Origin of the sequence: Streptomyces sp. NPDC096339 (genome assembly GCF_044762985.1) — a bacterium.
Taxonomy (GTDB): domain Bacteria; phylum Actinomycetota; class Actinomycetes; order Streptomycetales; family Streptomycetaceae; genus Streptomyces.
In genome coordinates, this window is the sequence record NZ_JBIWFI010000004.1 from 160294 (window position 1) to 176151 (window position 15858).

Genomic DNA, 15858 nt, shown 5'->3' on the forward strand with positions numbered 1-15858 from the left:
ACCGGATGCGTTTCATGTTCGTCGGCGACTCCATGACGATCGGACGCGCCGGCGATTACACCTGGCGCTACCGGATGTGGCAGCACCTCGACACCACCTTCGGCGGCCCCTACGAGATCGTCGGCCCGCGCCACGAGTTGTACGAGGGCTCCACCGCGTACGCCGACCCGGGCTTCCCCGAGCACGCCCGCCGGCACCTCGCCGGCTGGGGCGAGGGCTGGCAGCACATGGCGCCCCTGATCGGGCCCGCCGTCCGGGACTGCGGGGCCGACGTCCTGCTCGTCTCCCTGGGCCTGATCGACCTCGGCTTCTACACGAAGTCCGACGAGACCGCCGCCAACGCCCGCCGGTTCATCGCCGAGGCCCGCGCCGCCCACCCGGGCGTACGGATGGTGTTCCTGCCGGTGATTCCGAACGTCCGGGCCGAGGAGGACGCGCCCTTCGCGGCCGAGGTCGACCGCTTCAACGAGCTCCTGGCGAAGGCGGTCGCCGACTTGACGACCGACGCCTCGCCCGTCCTGCTGGCCGCGCGGCCGGCCTCGTACGACATCCACGACGACACCTACGACGGCACGCACCCCAACGCCTCCGGCGAGCACCGCCTGGCGGGGGAGTTCGCGGCGGTGCTGCACCAGGCCTGGGGCATCGGCGGCCCCTACCGCCCGCAGCACTAGGAACCTGCCCCTGCCTCTCCCCCTTCCGCTTCCCCCTCCCCGTCGGAAGGCCGCCGCGCCTGCCTGACCTCCCTCAGGTAGTCCAGGGCCTGCTTGCGCGACACCTCGCCCAGCAGCCGGTCCTCGTGCAGCCCGCGGCGCGCTTCGTTGCGGGCGTCGACGAGCGCCTCGGCCCGCAGGACCAGGAGGCCGGCGAACACCAGGGTGCCGGCCACCCACCAGGGAGCGTCGGCCACGACGCCCAGCGCGGCCGTCGACAGACCGCCGAGGGAGGCGAGAAGGCGGGAAGCAGTCATCGGTGAACTCCTCGAAGGACGGGCGGGGCAAGGGGACTTCGGCGGATCAGCCAACGAATCGACCGATCCCGGCAGTTGGCCGTACAAGCGCGGCCCGGCTCGCCAAGATGGGTGCTCCGGGCAGCGGCGGAGCCCCGGCTCCACGGCCGGCGACGACTTCCGCCGAGAACGTTTCTACGCCCGCCGCAAGCCGCTGACCAGGGGCTTCGGACATCCATGAACGCGTGAACGCCCATGAACGGTCCTTGAACGAGGAGAGTGAATGGCAGGAGCCGGAGGTAACCGCCCGAAGGGCCCCCAGCGCCCCGACCCGGCGGCGGCCGCACCCGACAGACAGCCCTGGGCGGCCCTCATGCGCCGGGTCTACGACGAGCTCTGGATGGCGCCGGCACCGGCCGACCGCTTGTCGGTCAGAGCGATGGCCCGCGAGGCGCACATCTCCTCCGGCGCCGTGTCGCAGTTCTTCTCCGGCAAGACGATTCCGGAGCTCGACTGCTTCCTCCCGTTGGTCACGGCGCTCGGCGGGGACCCCGGCGACTGGGAGCCGCGCTGGCACCGGGCCGCCGCCCGGGCGAAGGAGGCCGAAGACGGCGATCCGGACCCGGGGCCGCTCCCCGGGGTCGCGGACGAGAGCCCCGAGGAGGAGGCGGCGCAGCCCCTGTCCGGTCCCGGTACGGAACTGCCCCGCTACCCGGTCCGCCGCTTCCTGCGGGCCGTTCTCGCAGGGGTGGCCGCGGTGTTCACCTTCCTGGGGCGGCTGCGCAGGGACAAGGCCGCGGCAAAGATGCAGCGCCGGGTGATCAAAGGGTTCATGGAGAAGGCGGCCGAGGACTTCCGGCGCTCCGAGGCGCACTACTACCTCGAACCGCGGTTCGTGATCCTGGAGGAGGGGAAGCAGGAGCCGGCCCCCCGGACCGGACGCCGGGCCGGCAGCGTGCCGCGGGCCGCGCCCGAGCGGGTGGAAACCGACGTGAGCAACATCCGTGCGCTGTACGGGGCCAGGGACGATCTGGTGGTGCTGGGCAAGCCGGGCATGGGCAAGACCACGCAGCTCGCCCTCCTCGCCCACCGGCTGGCCGAGGAGGCCCTGGCCGGTGGTGGCGGCGCGGACCCCGCCCACATCCCGGTCTACCTGCGCCTTTACGGCTACCGCGGCGAAGCGGTCGAGGACTGGCTCACCACCGAGATGAGCAGGATCGAGGGCGTCTCGGCGGTCCTCGTGCGCAGCTGGCTGGAGCAGCACCTGCTGCTCCCGGTGCTGGACGGCCTGGACGAGGTCCCGAAGGTGCACTGGCGCAAGTGCGTCAAGGAGCTGCGGCGCCTTCGGGAGCTCTGCCCGGGCATGGCCGTCGGCTGCCGCACGGACGAGGGCGATCTGAAACGGCTGGCCGAGAGCCTGCGCGGGCTGAGCTACGTCGAGATCCAGCCGCCGGAGCGGGAGGAGGTGGAGGCCTTCCTCAACGCCAACAGGACGGCCCTCGCCGACGTGCGCGCGGCGCTGACGGAGCGGCAGGACCTGTGGCCGCTGCTGCAGTCGCCGATGATGCTGAACATCATCTGCGTCGCCTACGCCAACCGCTCCGCGGACGACCTGCGGCTGGGGGGCACCCTCGACGACCGGCAGAGCCGGATCTTCGACGCCTACGTGGGGACGTGCCTGCGGAGCGACCGCCCGCAGCCGGACGACGCCCCGCACCGGACGCTGACCTGGCTGACGTGGCTGGCCCGGACGCTCACCGAGCGCAAGGAGCAGGTCCTGTACCTGGACCGGCTGGACCTGAGCTGGCTGTCGCGCCGGGAGGCGATACTGCCGAAGATCGTGCCGACCGTGGCCATGGCGGCCTGCGCCCTGGGGGTGCCCGTGCTGTGGCTGGTGGCGGCGGACCGGGCCGGGGTGCTGCACGCCGACGTGCCGGCCGCCGCCGTCGTCGCCCTGGGCATGGTGGCCAACACCGCGGTACAGGCGTACCAGTCGGAGGAGCACTTCCTGACGCGGCCGGAGCCTGGAAGGGGCGGCGAGACGAAGCGCGGAAGGGGCCGCGAGAAGGAGCGCGGGGCCCTGGTGATTCCCATGGTGAACAACAGGCCGGCGATGCTGGTCATCCTGACCCTGATGCTGCTGACGGGCGTCCACCTGGGGTCGCCGGGAGCGATCGTGGTGGGGCTCGCCTATCTGTGGGTCGCGACCACCCAGATGGAAGGCATGCTCACCGACGTGTTCTCGCCCGTGGAGCAGTTGCGGTGGACCTGGCGCAGGAGCGAGCGGGCGATGTCTCCCCAGGGGTTCTTCCCCGTGAAACGGCTCGCGCTGTCCATCGCCATGTGGATCTCCATCGACCTCCTGGTCGGTTACGTCGTCCACCTGGTCTGCCCGGAGCCCGACTGGATCGCCCCGGTCGTGGCCCTCGCACTGGGCACCTTCTACGTCTTCGGCAACCAGTTCGAGCCCTCGCTGCAGGACCGGCGCCCCCGCCCCAACGAGGGCATCCGCCGGACCGTCCGCTTCTCCCTGGTCCACGGGTTCGCGGGCCTGGCCGTGGCGGCCGTGTTCGTGACGACGCTCATCGGGCTGGCCTCACCCGACCAGGACCTGCGCCGCGCGGGCTTCGTGGCAGGCCTGCTGGGCACGCTGTTCGCGGTGGTCCGCGGCTTTCGCTACGGGGGCCTGGCGGTCGTACGCCACTGGACGATCCGTGCGGTCCTCGCCCACCGGGGCAGCACCCCGTACCGCTACGGGCGCTTCCTGCACACCGCGGAGCAACGCGTCCTGCTCTTCCGCACGGACAGCGGATTCTTCTTCCCGCACAGCCTCGTCCAGCGCCATTTCGTCACCACGGCCGAGGAGTTGCTGCCGCGCGTGGGGCCCTTGCCCTGACGTCGTGACGTCGGCGCGCGTGCGGGCCGTCGCCCCCCGACGGGGGCGACGGCCGGTGCACCACGGGATCACCAGGCGAAGGCCTCCGGGGAGGGTCCCGGGCCGGGGAAGATCTCGTCCAGCTCCGCCAGCAGTTCCTTCGGGAGCTCCAGCTCCAGCGCGCGCAGGGCGCCCGCGAGTTGCTCCGGGGTGCGCGGGCCGACGATCGGGCCGGTCACCCCGGGGCGGGTGAGGAGCCAGGCCAGGCCCACCTCACCCGGGGCGAGGCCGTGCTTGTCGAGCAGGTCCTCGTACGCCTGGAACCGGGACCGCACCGCCGGGTCGGCGAGCGTCTCCGCCGCACGGCCCTCGGTACGGCGCTTGCCCTCGGCCTCCTTCTTCAGGACACCGCCGAGCAGGCCGCCGTGCAGCGGGGACCAGGGGATGACCCCGAGCCCGTAGTCCTGGGCCGCCGGGATGACCTCCATCTCGGCGCGGCGCTCGTAGAGGTTGTACAGGCACTGCTCGCTGACCAGTCCGACCATCCCGCGCCGGGCGGCCGTCTCGTTGGCCTGGGCGATCTTGTAGCCGGGGAAGTTGGAGGAACCGGCGTAGAGGATCTTGCCCTGCTGGATCAGCACGTCGACGGCCTGCCAGATCTCCTCGAAGGGGGTCAGGCGGTCGATGTGGTGGAACTGGTAGACGTCGATGTGGTCGGTCTGGAGCCGCTTCAGGCTGGCCTCGACGGCCCGGCGGATGTTCAGCGCCGACAGCCGGTCCTCGTTGGGCCAGGTCTCGCCCTCGCGGGACATGGAGGCGTAGACCTTGGTGGCCAGGACCGTCTTCTCGCGCCGGCCACCACCCTGTGCGAACCAGGTGCCGATGATCTCCTCTGTGCGCCCCTTGTTCTCACCCCACCCGTACACATTGGCGGTGTCGACGAAATTCAGACCCGCGTCGAGGGCGGCGTCCAGGATTTCGTGGCTGGTCGGTTCATCTGTCTGCGGACCGAAGTTCATGGTGCCGAGTACAAGTCGGCTGACCTTGAGTCCGGTGCGTCCGAGCTGCGTGTACTTCATGAGGCACAAGCCAACTGCTTCGAGTCCACTCCAGGCAAGCGCATTGGCGCCGGCGCAACCGCCCGTTCACGCCCCGGGAGTTGCCTCGTCCTCCCGGCGTTGCCGGCGGCGGTAGTTGCGCATGGACACCTGGGAGCCGCAGCCGGTACTGCAGTAGAGCCCCGCCCCGTTGCGCGTGCGGTCGAAGAAACCGAAGTGGCACGGGGGGTTGCGGCACGCCTTGATGCGCCCCCAGTCGCCGGTCTGCGCGAAGGTCGTCACCGCGGCCAGTACGGTCCCGAACACACGCGGCACCCCTGCCTGCGGCGACGCCAGCTCGACTCCTCCGGCCGTGACCACCGTCGCCAGCGGGTAGAGGGCACCCGCGCGCCGCAGGTGTTCCTCGGCCTGCCGGAGCGGCTCGCCCAGGCTCTCCTCGTCGCCCGAGTGCGCGAGCAGCAGGGTCACCAGGGCGTCGCGCAGTTCGCGTGCGGCGGCGGCGTCGGCATCGGTCGCCACGATGTCGCCGCCGAACTCGTCGTGCTCCGCGAGCCACGCCGCGAAGGAGTGCCCGTCCCCGAACAGCTCCCGCCGGCCGCCTCCGTCCGCGCGCGTGTTCACGAACGCGAGCACGGTCTCCACCGTCGGCGCGACGGTGCGCGGGCTGGGTTTCGCGGATCCGGCCGCAGTACTGCTCATCACCCCATCGTACCGCAGCGAGAAGAGGCACTAAGTCGTCTAACGGGCAACGTCCAGCGCCACATCGCTTGACGCGTTATGAGCTAACGACTTACGGTCGCAACATGAATGGAACGTCAAACCAGCAGGCCGGCTCCCGCACGTGGTTCATCACCGGTGCGACCTCCGGCATCGGCCGCGAACTGGCCCTCCAGGCAGTCGAGAACGGCGACGCCGTCTCGGCGATCGCCCGAGACACCGCACCCCTGGACGAACTGACCGAAGCGCACGGCGACCGCCTGCTCCTGATCCGGGCGGACGTGCGTGACGAGCAGGCCGTCCGGGAAGCGGTGGAACGCACGCTCTCGCGGTTCGGCCGCATCGACGTGGTCGCCAACAACGCCGGCTACGGGCTCTTCGGAGCCGTCGAGGAAGCCTCCGACGCGCAGGTCCGCGCCGTGTTCGACACCAACGTCTTCGGAGTTCTCAACGTGCTCCGCGCGACGCTGCCGGTACTCCGCTCCCAGCGATCCGGACACATCCTCCAGGGCTCGTCCGTCTACGGGCAGTCCGCCCACCCCGGCGTGGGACTGCTGGCCGCGACCAAGTACGCGGTCGAGGGACTGTCGGACGCGCTGGTGGCCGAGGTCGCACCACTCGGCATCAACGTCACGCTCATCCAGCCCGGGATGACGGCCACCCCGTTCCTGGCCAACCTCGACGTCGCCGCGGGCCTCGACGACTACGACCGGACCGTCCGCGAGGTCCAGAAGGGCATGGGGGAACTGCCCGCGTCCGCGTTCTCCTCCGCCGCACGGATCGCCGAAGGCATCCGAACCGCGGTCGACAGCCCCAACCCCCCGCTGCGCCTGGCCCTCGGCACCTCCAGTGCCACGGGCATGCGAAGCGCCCTGGAGGCCCGCACCGCGGACCTGGACGACTGGATTCGCGTGACCGACGCCGTCGACAGCTGACCGGCGCGGGGTCGCGGGGCCGTGGCGGACGCGGCCGCCGGCCCGTTCGTCACTGGCCTACGGCGGCCGCCACTGCCACGACGACGAACATCAGCACGAGCACACCGGCCATCACACGGTTTCTGGTCTTGGGATCCACCCGTCGAGCCTAACCGCTCCCCTCGGGCCGCCCTTCCAGGGGCCAGGCCGCGACCGTCTCGTACCGGGGCTGCTCACCGGGGATCCCGCTCGTGGGCAGGTTGCTGCGGACCAGGCTCAGCTCCGTGACCGGCCAGGCGGTCCCCTCGAAGGAGGCGAGTGCCTCCAGGTAGGGCCGCAGACCGTCACCGGATCCCTGCTCGGGGTGGTCGCGCCGGATCTCGCGGCTGCGGCCGAGGGTGAGGTGCGGGGTGTACCGGTGGTGCCGGCCCATCGGCACCCCGGCCCGCCGGGCGGCGGCCTCGGCGCGTTCGGCGAGCATGCGCATCGCGTCGATGCCCCCGGCGGCGCCGACCCACAGCGCACGGTCCCCGAAGTGCCCGACGCCGTGGAGGCGCAGGGGGAAGGGGGTCGTGCGGTGGGCGGCGCGTTCGAGGCGGGTGTGCAGCTCGGGGAGCACCTCGTCCCGTACCTCGCCGAGGAAGGCGAGCGTGAAGTGCCAGCCGGCCTGGCCGGTCCAGCGCAGCCGGTCGTCCCGCAGCCCCTCGACGGCCTGCGCGAGCTCCTCCACCGCGGAGGGGGGCGGCAGCACGGCGACGAACAGTCTCATGGCCCGAGCGTATAGGCCCCGCCGGGCACGCCGGAGGTACCGCTGCGCGGCACCCCGGGGCTCCGCCCCAGGCCCCGCGCCTCAAACGCCGGCGGGGCTGGTCTTGCCTCCGGCGGGGCTGGAATTGCCCTACGGGCGATCCAGCCGCGCCGGGCGGACGGCAGCGGCCACATCCAGCCCCGCCGGCGTTTGAGGCGCCGCCGGAGGCAAACCGAGCCCCGCCGGCGTTTGAGGCGCGGGGGCCGGGGCGGCGCTCCGGGGAGGTGGCCCGCAGGGGCTAGGCCACCGCCACCAGTTCGCGGCGGCGCGTAGGGGCCGGGACGAAGGCGACCCCGTGGCGGGAGACGCTCAGGCGCAGGCCGCCCACCCGGGCCAGGATCACCGCGATGGCGACGGAGGCCGCCAGCGACACCGCCCCGCCCGCCGCCATGCCGATCCTCGCGCCGTACGTGTCCGTGATCCAGCCGACGAGCGGCGCACCCACCGGGGTGCCGCCCGTGAACACCATCATGAACAGGGCCATGACCCGCCCCCGCATCTCCGGGTCGGTGGCCATCTGCACGCTGGAGTTGGCCGTGACGTTGACCGTCAGCCCGAACAGCCCGATCGGCACCAGCAGCGCCGCGAACAGCCAGAACCCCGGCGCGAAGGCCGTCACGATCAGCAGGACCGAGAACAGCGCGGCGGCCGCCGTCAGCAGCCGCAGCCGGGAGATCCCCCGCCGGGCCGCGAGCAGCGCGCCCGCCAGGGAGCCGGCCGCGATCAGCGTGTTGAAGAGCCCGTACGTGCCCGCGTCCCCGTGGAAGACGTCGTCGACGAACGCGGACAGCCAGATCGGGAAGTTGAATCCGAAGGTGCCGATGAAGCCGACCAGCACGATCGGCCAGATCAGCTCGGGCCGTCCGGCGACGTACCGCAGGCCCTCCCGCAGCTGCCCCTTCGTACGGGGCTGCGGCTCGACCGGGTGCAGTTCGTCCGTGCGCATCAGCAGCAGGCCGATGACGGGGGCGGCGAAGGACAGTCCGTTCAGCAGGAAGGCCCAGCCGGAGCCGACGGCGGTGATCAGCACACCGGCGATCGCCGGGCCGACCAGCCGCGCGGACTGGAAGTTCGCCGAGTTCAGGCTGACCGCGTTGGCCAGCTGCTTCTTGCCGACCATCTCGGGGACGAACGTCTGCCGCGCGGGGTTGTCCACGACGGTGACGAGGCCGAGCAGGAAGGCTGCGAGGTAGACGTGCCAGACGTGGACGTGTCCCGCCAGGGTGAGCGCGGCGAGCGCGATCCCGGTGAGGCCCATCGCGCTCTGGGTGGCGATCAGCAGCGGCCGCTTGGGCAGCCGGTCCGCGAGTACGCCTCCGTAGAGGCCGAACATCAGCATCGGCAGGAACTGCAGCGCGATGGTGATGCCGACGGCGGAGGCGGAGCCGGTCAGGGAGAGGACCAGCCAGTCCTGGGCGATGCGCTGCATCCAGGTGCCGGTGTTCGAGACGGCCTGGCCCGTGGCGAAGAGCCGGTAGTTCCGGATCCTCAGCGAGCTGAACATCGAGTTCTTGCTCTTGCCCGTGCTCGTGCACGGGCGTGTGTCTGTAGAGGGGGTGGATGTGTGGCCGGGTGCGGAGTCTGCTCCGTTTCCCGTACTCAAAGCGGTCGCCTCCTGGCGTCGTCCTTATAGGTGCGCGAGCTTCTCCAGGACGGGTGCGGCCGCGCGCAGCTTGGCCCACTCCTCCTCGGTCAGCTCGGCCGCGAGCCCGGCCAGGAAGGCGTTCCGCTTGCGACGGCTCTCTTCGAGCATCGCTTCGGCCTCCTCGGTCTGGCGGACCACCTTCTGTCGGCGGTCGTCGGGGTGCGGCTCCAGCGTGACCAGGCCCTTGGCCTCCAGCAGCGCGACGATGCGGGTCATCGACGGCGGCTGTACGTGCTCGCGCCGGGCCAGCTCACCGGGGGTGGCCTGGCCGCAGCGGGCGAGGGTGCCGAGGACCGACATCTCGGTCGGGCTCAGCGACTCGTCGACGCGCTGGTGCTTGAGGCGCCGGCCCAGCCGCATGACGGCGGAGCGGAGGTCGTTCACGGCGGCAGCGTCGTCGCCATGGGAAAGGTCACGCATGTCCTTAGAATAACTCATTACTCTCGCTAAAGAACACCGGGTTTCCCTTGCACCCCATCCGCCCCGCGTCGTCAGCCTCTACCAGGCCTCATCACTCGTAAGGGTGAGTAGGGCGCGGAAAGTGACACGCGTACACGCCCCCAGCCCCGACTCTTTCGGCATGGGGACACATGTGCTGAGCATGCGCATAGACGGGGAGCTCCTCGACAGGCTCCGGACTCATGCCGCCAAACGCGGAATGAGCGTCCAGGACTACGTGGTCCGGACGCTCATTCGCGATGACTTCGACGAGCGCTTCAAGGCGGCCGTCGACGAGACGGAGAAGTTCTACGGGCTGACGTGAGCCCGGCGCGGGGCCTACGTGAGGCCCAGGGCGGGCATCGCGTAGTAGAAGACGAACACCGCCGACACGACGTACATGGGCACCGGGACGTCCCGGCCCCGACCGGTCGCCAGCCGCAGCGCGCAGAAGCTCACGAAGCCGATGCCGATGCCGTTGGTGATCGAGTACGTGAAGGGCATCATCACCATGGCCAGGAAGGCCGGGACGGCGATGGTGAAGTCGCTCCAGTCGATGTCCTTGACCGAGCCCGCCAGGATCAGGAAGCCGACCGCCACCAGCGCGGGGGTGGCCGCCTGGGACGGGACCATCGTGGCGAGCGGGGTGAGGAACAGCGCCACGGCGAAGAGGCCGCCCGTCACGACGTTCGCCAGACCCGTGCGGGCGCCTTCGCCGACACCGGCCGTGGACTCCACGAAGCAGGTGGTCGCCGACGAGGAGGTCGCGCCGCCCGAGGCGACGGCCAGGCCGTCGACCAGCAGGACCCGGTTGATCCCGGGGAACTCGCCGGTCTTCTTGTCGATCAGCTTCGCCTCGTCGCCGACGCCGAGGATCGTGCCCATGGCGTCGAAGAAGCAGGACAGCAGCACGGTGAAGACGAAGAGGACGCCCGTCAGGAACCCGACCTTCCCGAAGCCGCCGAAGAGGCTGACCTGGCCGACGAGCCCGAAGTCGGGCGCGGCCACGGGGTTGCCCGGCCACTCGGGGACGGTCAGGCCCCAGCCGGAGTCCGGGAGCCCGACGACGAGCTGGACGACGACCGCGACGACGGTCATGGCCACGATCGAGATCAGGATCGCGCCGGGCGTCTTGCGGATCAGCAGCGCGAGGGTGAGCAGCACGCCGACCGCGAAGATCAGGACGGGCCAGCCGTGCAGGTGGCCGTCGGTGCCGAGCTGGAGCGGGACCGTGGTGTGCGCGGCGTCCGGGATGCGGGTGACGAAGCCGGAGTCGACCAGGCCGATCAGCATGATGAACAGGCCGATGCCGATGGCGATGCCCTTGCGCAGGCCGAGCGGGACGGCGTTCATGACCCGCTCGCGCAGGCCCGTCGCGACCAGCAGCATCACGACGAAGCCGGCCAGGACCACCATGCCCATGGCGTCGGGCCAGCTCATGCGCGGGGCGAGCTGGAGGGCGACGACCGTGTTGACCCCGAGTCCGGCGGCGAGCGCGATCGGGACGTTGCCGATGACGCCCATGAGGAGGGTGGTGAAGGCCGCCGTCAGGACGGTCGCCGTGACCAGCTGGCCGCCGTCGAGCTGGTGCCCGTACATGTCCTTCGCGCTGCCGAGGATGATCGGGTTCAGCACGATGATGTAGGCCATCGCGAAGAAGGTGGCGAAGCCGCCGCGGATCTCGCGGCCGATGGTCGAGCCGCGCTCGGAGATCTTGAAGTGGCGGTCCAGGCCGCCGGAGGGTTCCCGGGGGGAAGGCTCCGGACGGATGGCTTCGGGGGCGGGGGCCGAGGTGCTCATACGGTCCTCAAATGGGGGTTCATACGAAGAAAATGGGCCTGGCCCAAACCGTTTCAGTATGAACACATGAACGAAGGGGCGTCCATCTCCGCGCGTAGACCGCGAATTGCGGCGCCTAGACTTGGCGCATGGCGAAATGGACTCCGAAGCACGAGGCACCCGAGCCCCTGGAGGGCCCGGTCGTCGCGACCATCGTGGGCGGCACGATCCTCTGGTTCGCCATGTTCCTCGCCCAGCTCCCGTTCTACGGATGGTTCGCCGACCGGGACCTGCTGTGGTGGGTCTGGACCTGCGCGGCCGGCGGCTTCCTCGGCCTGATCGGCATCTGGTACGTCCGGGGCCGTGACGCCGCGCTCAAGCGCCACGCGGCCGAGGCCGCTGCGCGGGCCCGACAGGACGGCACGCTGCCGGAGGCGGGTCAGGCGTAGTGCGGCGAGCGGGGGCCAGGCCCCTGGGGCTCCGCCCCAGACCCCGCGCCTCAAACGCCGGCGGGGCTGTTGGGGCTACCAACGGACGATTCGGGTCATCCCGAAGTCGGATCTTCGGTCCGCTCGGCGGGTAAAGCGTTCGAACCGCCCTTAACGTCGAAACCATGACGCAGCGGGCAGACATCGACCACGACGGGCCGGAGCGGCGCCCGGCCGCCGCCGGCGGCGGGGCCGCCATCGACGCGGGGGCCGAGCTCGACCCCGTGCACCCCGTGCGGCCGCCGGCCCCCCGGTTCAAGCCCGCCGGACTGACCACGGCGGAAGTCGCCGAGCGCGTCGCGCGCGGCGACGTCAACGACGTCCCCGTACGGAGCAGCCGCTCCACCGCCGACATCGTCCGCGCGAACGTCTTCACCCGCTTCAACGCCATCATCGGCGTCCTCTGGGTGATCATGTTCATCGTCGCGCCGATCCAGGACACCCTCTTCGGCTTCGTGATCATCGCGAACACCGGCATCGGCATCATCCAGGAACTGCGCGCGAAGAAGACCCTCGACGGCCTGGCCGTCATCGGCGAGGCCAAACCCAGCGTCCGCCGCGACGGCCGTACCGCCGAGATCTCCACCTCCGAGATCGTCCTCGGCGACGTCATCGAACTCGGACCGGGCGACAAGGTCGTCGTCGACGGATCCGTCGGCGAGGCCGAGAGCCTGGAGATCGACGAGTCCCTGCTCACCGGCGAGGCCGACCCCGTCCTGAAGAAGCCCGGCGACCCGGTCATGTCCGGCTCCTTCGTCGTCGCCGGCGGCGGCGCCTTCACCGCCACCAAGGTCGGCCGCGAGGCCTACGCCGCCCAGCTGGCCGAAGAGGCCTCCCGCTTCACGCTCGTCCACTCCGAGCTGCGTTCCGGCATCTCCACCATCCTCAAGTACGTCACCTGGATGATGATCCCGACCTCGATCGGCCTGATCCTCAGCCAGCTCGTCGGCAAGGACTCCAACCTCAAGGACGCCATCGCCCGCACCGTCGGCGGCATCGTCCCGATGATCCCCGAGGGGCTCGTCCTCCTCACCTCCGTCGCCTTCGCCATCGGGGTCATCCGCCTCGGCCGCAAGCAGTGCCTGGTCCAGGAACTCCCCGCCATCGAGGGCCTCGCCCGCGTCGACGTGGTCTGCCTCGACAAGACCGGCACCCTCACCGAGGGCGGGATGGACGTCACCGAACTGCGCCCGCTCGGCGGCGCGGAACCGGCGTACGTCAAGAAGGTCCTCGGCGCCCTCGGCGAGTCCGACCCCCGCCCCAACGCCAGCCTCCAGGCGATCATCGACGCCTACCCCGACAGCGCGGAGTGGCGCTGCACCGAGTCGCTCCCCTTCTCCTCCGCCCGCAAGTACAGCGGCGCCAGCTTCAGCGAGGGCGACGGCGAGAACAACACCTGGCTGCTCGGCGCCCCCGACGTACTGCTGCCCGCCGGGGACCCGGCGCTCGACGAGATCAACGACCTCAACGAGCAGGGCCTGCGCGTCCTGCTGCTCGCCCGCTCCGCCCGCGAGCTCGACGACGAGGCCGTGGCCACCGGGGTGCGGCCGACCGCCCTCGTCGTCCTGGAGCAGCGGCTGCGCCCCGACGCCGCCGACACCCTGCGCTACTTCGAGGAGCAGGACGTCAAGGCCAAGGTCATCTCCGGGGACAACGCGGTCTCCGTCGGCGCGGTCGCCGGGAAGCTGGGGCTGCCGGGCGCCGAGAACACCGTGGACGCCCGGGGGCTCCCCGGCGAACGGGCCGACATGGCCGGGGTCCTGGACGAGAACACGGTCTTCGGCCGCGTCACCCCGCAGCAGAAGCGCGACATGGTCGGCGCCCTCCAGTCCAGGGGTCACACGGTCGCCATGACGGGCGACGGCGTCAACGACGTACTCGCCCTCAAGGACGCCGACATCGGCGTCTCCATGGGCTCGGGCTCCGAGGCCACCCGCGCGGTCGCGCAGATCGTGCTCCTGAACAACAGCTTCTCGACGCTCCCCTCGGTGGTGGCCGAGGGCCGCCGGGTCATCGGCAACATCACCCGCGTCGCGACCCTCTTCCTCACGAAGACGGTCTACTCGGTGCTCCTCGCCATCCTGGTGGTCTGCTCGCGCGTCGAGTACCCCTTCCTGCCGAGGCACCTGACCCTGCTGTCCACCCTCACCATCGGCATCCCGGCCTTCTTCCTGGCCCTGGCCCCCAACAAGGAACGCGCGAAACCGCACTTCGTGAGGCGCGTGATGCGGTACGCGATCCCCGGCGGCGTGATCGCGGGCACGGCCACCTTCGTCTCGTACCTGATCGCCCGCGCGTACTACACGGGCCCCGACTCCCTCAATGCCGAGACCAGCGCGGCCACCCTGACCCTCTTCCTCACCTCGATGTGGGTCCTGGCGATCATCGCGCGCCCCTACACCTGGTGGCGGGTCGCCCTGGTCGGCGCGATGGGCGGCGCCTTCCTGATCGTCCTGGTCGTCCCGTGGCTCCAGGACTTCTTCCAGCTCAAGCTGGTGGGCGCCACGATGCCCTGGATCGCCGTGGCCATCGCCGCGGCGGCGGCCACCCTGATCGAATTCACCTTCCGCTGGGTGAACCGCCGCTTCCCGGCGTAGCGCCCCTACCGCATGCGCAGGATCGCGCAGGTCGTCGTCCCGTGGGCGTAGAGCTTGCCTTCGCGGACGTCCGTGATCCGGGCCTCGGCCGTGGCCGTGGTGCGGCCCACGTGCAGGGCGGTGCCCTCGCAGCGCAGGGTGGGGGTGTCCGCCAGGACCGGGCGGATCATGTGGACGCCCAGCTGGACGGTCGTGTACGTGGTGCCCGCCGGGAGCCGGGTCATCACCGCGGAGCCGAGCGCGGAGTCCAGCAGGGTCGCCAGGAAGCCGCCGTGCACGGTGCCCATCGGGTTGAGCAGGTGGTCGCCAGGGTCGCCCTCGAAGACCGCGACCCCCTCGTGGGCCTCCGTCAGCCGGAAACCCAGGGTGCTCATCATCGAGGCGCCGGGAAGTTCGCCCTTCAGGCTCGCCCGGAGGATCTCCAGCCCGCTCATCCCGAGGATGTCCGGAGTGATCTCCGGCCGGGGCCGCCAGGTATGGGTGCGGGAGCGCTCTGCGGGCCCCGTGGTCTCGTACGTGGTCATGCCCCGACCCTAGGGCGGGGGCAGCCGCCCGGGGGAGTGTCGCATCCGGCACCTTGCAGTCCGATTCCGACAGGGAGGGCGGGCTAGCGTGGGGGGATGAAAATCGCAGTCCTCGCTCTCGACGGGGTCTTCGACTCCGGGATCTCGGCCGTCCTGGACGTCCTGCACACCGCCAACGCGCTGCGCGGCCAGGTGCCCGGCGCGGTCCCCCCGGCCTTCGACATCCGTACCGTCGGTGTCCGGCGGGACGTGCGCAGCGGGCTCGGCCACCGCATCCGGACCGAACCCGCCGCCACCGCCGAGGACGCGGGGTTGCTCGTGCTGCCCGCGCTCGCGGAACGCCGCCCCGACGCCCTCGTGGAGGCGGTCGCCTCCACCGGCCACCGCACGGCGCGTACGGTCCTCGCCCAGGCCCGGGAGCGCGGCACGCCCCTTGCCTCCTCGTGCACGGGAACGTTCCTGCTCGCCGAGTCGGGCGTCCTCGACGGGCTGCGGGCGACCACGAGCTGGTGGCTCGCGCCCGTGTTCAGGGACCGCTACCGGCGCGTGTCCGTGGACGAGACCCGCATGGTGACCACCTCCGACGGAGTCACCACGGCGGGCGCCGCCTTCAGCCACATCGACCTGGCGCTGGCCATCGTCGGGATGCGCAGCCAGAGTCTGGCCGACCTGGTCCGGCACTACCTCGTCGTGGACGACCGCGCCTCCCAGGCCGCCTACACGATCCCCAGCGCCCTGGCCCGGCAGGACCCGCTGGTGGCCGCCTTCGAGGAGTGGGTGCGCGCCCGCATCGCGGAGCCGCTGTCGGTCGCCGAGGCGGCCCGTGCGCTCGGCGTCAGCGAACGCACGCTCCAGCGCACCGTGGCCCGCACGCTGGGCCGCACCCCCATCGGGCTGGTCCAGGACCTGCGGGTGGAGCAGGCCGAGCACCTGCTGCGCACCACTCCCCTGCCCCTGGCGGCGGTGGCCCGTCGGGTCGGCTACGAAAACGCCGGCCCGCTGCGCGCCCTGCTCCGCCGCCGCCTCGGGACCTCTCCGCGGGCGATCCGGCCGTGACGGGGCAGCC

The 15858-nt window shown here is 71.3% G+C and carries 15 protein-coding genes; 7 read left to right on the forward strand and 8 right to left on the reverse strand.

The window, feature by feature from the left end:
* The first annotated feature begins 5 nt into the window (after positions 1-5).
* Entirely contained in the window at positions 6-674 is a 669-nt protein-coding gene (locus ACIQ5Y_RS09100; protein WP_403876964.1) for a GDSL-type esterase/lipase family protein, read from the forward strand.
* Here ACIQ5Y_RS09100 and ACIQ5Y_RS09105 read toward each other — a convergent pair.
* On the reverse strand, positions 671-970 hold the full coding sequence (locus ACIQ5Y_RS09105; RefSeq protein WP_403876967.1) for a hypothetical protein: 300 nt from the start codon (positions 968-970) through the stop codon (positions 671-673). The two genes, ACIQ5Y_RS09100 and ACIQ5Y_RS09105, sit on opposite strands and share 4 nt — an antisense overlap.
* A gap of 262 nt (positions 971-1232) precedes the next feature.
* Between ACIQ5Y_RS09105 and ACIQ5Y_RS09110 the strand changes: the two genes are divergently transcribed.
* Positions 1233-3845 (forward strand): NACHT domain-containing protein, encoded by a 2613-nt coding sequence (locus ACIQ5Y_RS09110; protein ID WP_403876970.1) that lies wholly within the window; start codon positions 1233-1235, stop codon positions 3843-3845.
* Positions 3846-3913: 68 nt separating this feature from the next.
* Here ACIQ5Y_RS09110 and ACIQ5Y_RS09115 read toward each other — a convergent pair whose 3' ends face one another.
* On the reverse strand, positions 3914-4903 hold the full coding sequence (locus ACIQ5Y_RS09115; protein WP_403876973.1) for an aldo/keto reductase: 990 nt from the start codon (positions 4901-4903) through the stop codon (positions 3914-3916).
* Positions 4904-4969: 66 nt separating this feature from the next.
* Entirely contained in the window at positions 4970-5581 is a 612-nt protein-coding gene (locus ACIQ5Y_RS09120; RefSeq protein ID WP_403876976.1) for a CGNR zinc finger domain-containing protein, read from the reverse strand.
* Positions 5582-5685: 104 nt separating this feature from the next.
* Here ACIQ5Y_RS09120 and ACIQ5Y_RS09125 point away from each other — a divergent pair, with 104 nt between their 5' ends.
* On the forward strand, positions 5686-6534 hold the full coding sequence (locus ACIQ5Y_RS09125; protein WP_403876979.1) for an SDR family NAD(P)-dependent oxidoreductase: 849 nt from the start codon (positions 5686-5688) through the stop codon (positions 6532-6534).
* Positions 6535-6682: 148 nt separating this feature from the next.
* On the opposite strand, the gene thpR is transcribed toward ACIQ5Y_RS09125, so the two are convergent.
* The 3 genes from thpR to ACIQ5Y_RS09140 form a co-directional block, all read right to left on the reverse strand.
* Positions 6683-7282 (reverse strand): RNA 2',3'-cyclic phosphodiesterase, encoded by a 600-nt coding sequence (gene thpR, locus ACIQ5Y_RS09130; RefSeq protein ID WP_403876982.1) that lies wholly within the window; start codon positions 7280-7282, stop codon positions 6683-6685.
* Positions 7283-7559: 277 nt separating this feature from the next.
* Positions 7560-8924 (reverse strand): MFS transporter, encoded by a 1365-nt coding sequence (locus tag ACIQ5Y_RS09135; protein ID WP_403876985.1) that lies wholly within the window; start codon positions 8922-8924, stop codon positions 7560-7562.
* A gap of 24 nt (positions 8925-8948) precedes the next feature.
* The gene (locus tag ACIQ5Y_RS09140) at positions 8949-9386 is read right to left on the reverse strand and encodes a MarR family winged helix-turn-helix transcriptional regulator (RefSeq protein ID WP_403876988.1); all 438 of its coding nucleotides are present in this window, start codon (positions 9384-9386) and stop codon (positions 8949-8951) included.
* A 160-nt stretch (positions 9387-9546) separates the two neighbouring features.
* Here ACIQ5Y_RS09140 and ACIQ5Y_RS09145 point away from each other — a divergent pair, with 160 nt between their 5' ends.
* Positions 9547-9729, forward strand: coding sequence for a hypothetical protein (locus ACIQ5Y_RS09145; protein WP_030156886.1), 183 nt, complete (start codon positions 9547-9549; stop codon positions 9727-9729).
* A gap of 14 nt (positions 9730-9743) precedes the next feature.
* Here ACIQ5Y_RS09145 and ACIQ5Y_RS09150 read toward each other — a convergent pair whose 3' ends face one another.
* On the reverse strand, positions 9744-11204 hold the full coding sequence (locus ACIQ5Y_RS09150; RefSeq protein ID WP_403876991.1) for an NCS2 family permease: 1461 nt from the start codon (positions 11202-11204) through the stop codon (positions 9744-9746).
* 128 nt (positions 11205-11332) lie between these two features.
* On the opposite strand from ACIQ5Y_RS09150, the gene ACIQ5Y_RS09155 reads away from it, so the two are divergent.
* Positions 11333-11632 carry a DUF2530 domain-containing protein gene (locus tag ACIQ5Y_RS09155; protein WP_403876994.1) on the forward strand — a complete coding sequence of 100 codons (300 nt, stop codon included), beginning with the start codon at positions 11333-11335 and terminating at the stop codon, positions 11630-11632.
* Between the two features lie 164 nt (positions 11633-11796).
* Entirely contained in the window at positions 11797-14268 is a 2472-nt protein-coding gene (locus ACIQ5Y_RS09160; protein ID WP_403876997.1) for an HAD-IC family P-type ATPase, read from the forward strand.
* Positions 14269-14273: 5 nt separating this feature from the next.
* On the opposite strand, the gene ACIQ5Y_RS09165 is transcribed toward ACIQ5Y_RS09160, so the two are convergent.
* Complete coding sequence (locus ACIQ5Y_RS09165) at positions 14274-14792, reverse strand: PaaI family thioesterase (RefSeq protein ID WP_403877000.1); 519 nt, start codon at positions 14790-14792, stop codon at positions 14274-14276.
* Between the two features lie 96 nt (positions 14793-14888).
* On the opposite strand from ACIQ5Y_RS09165, the gene ACIQ5Y_RS09170 reads away from it, so the two are divergent.
* A complete protein-coding gene (locus tag ACIQ5Y_RS09170) occupies positions 14889-15848 on the forward strand; it encodes a GlxA family transcriptional regulator (protein WP_403877004.1) in 960 nt (319 codons plus the stop codon).
* The last annotated feature ends 10 nt before the right edge of the window (positions 15849-15858 follow it).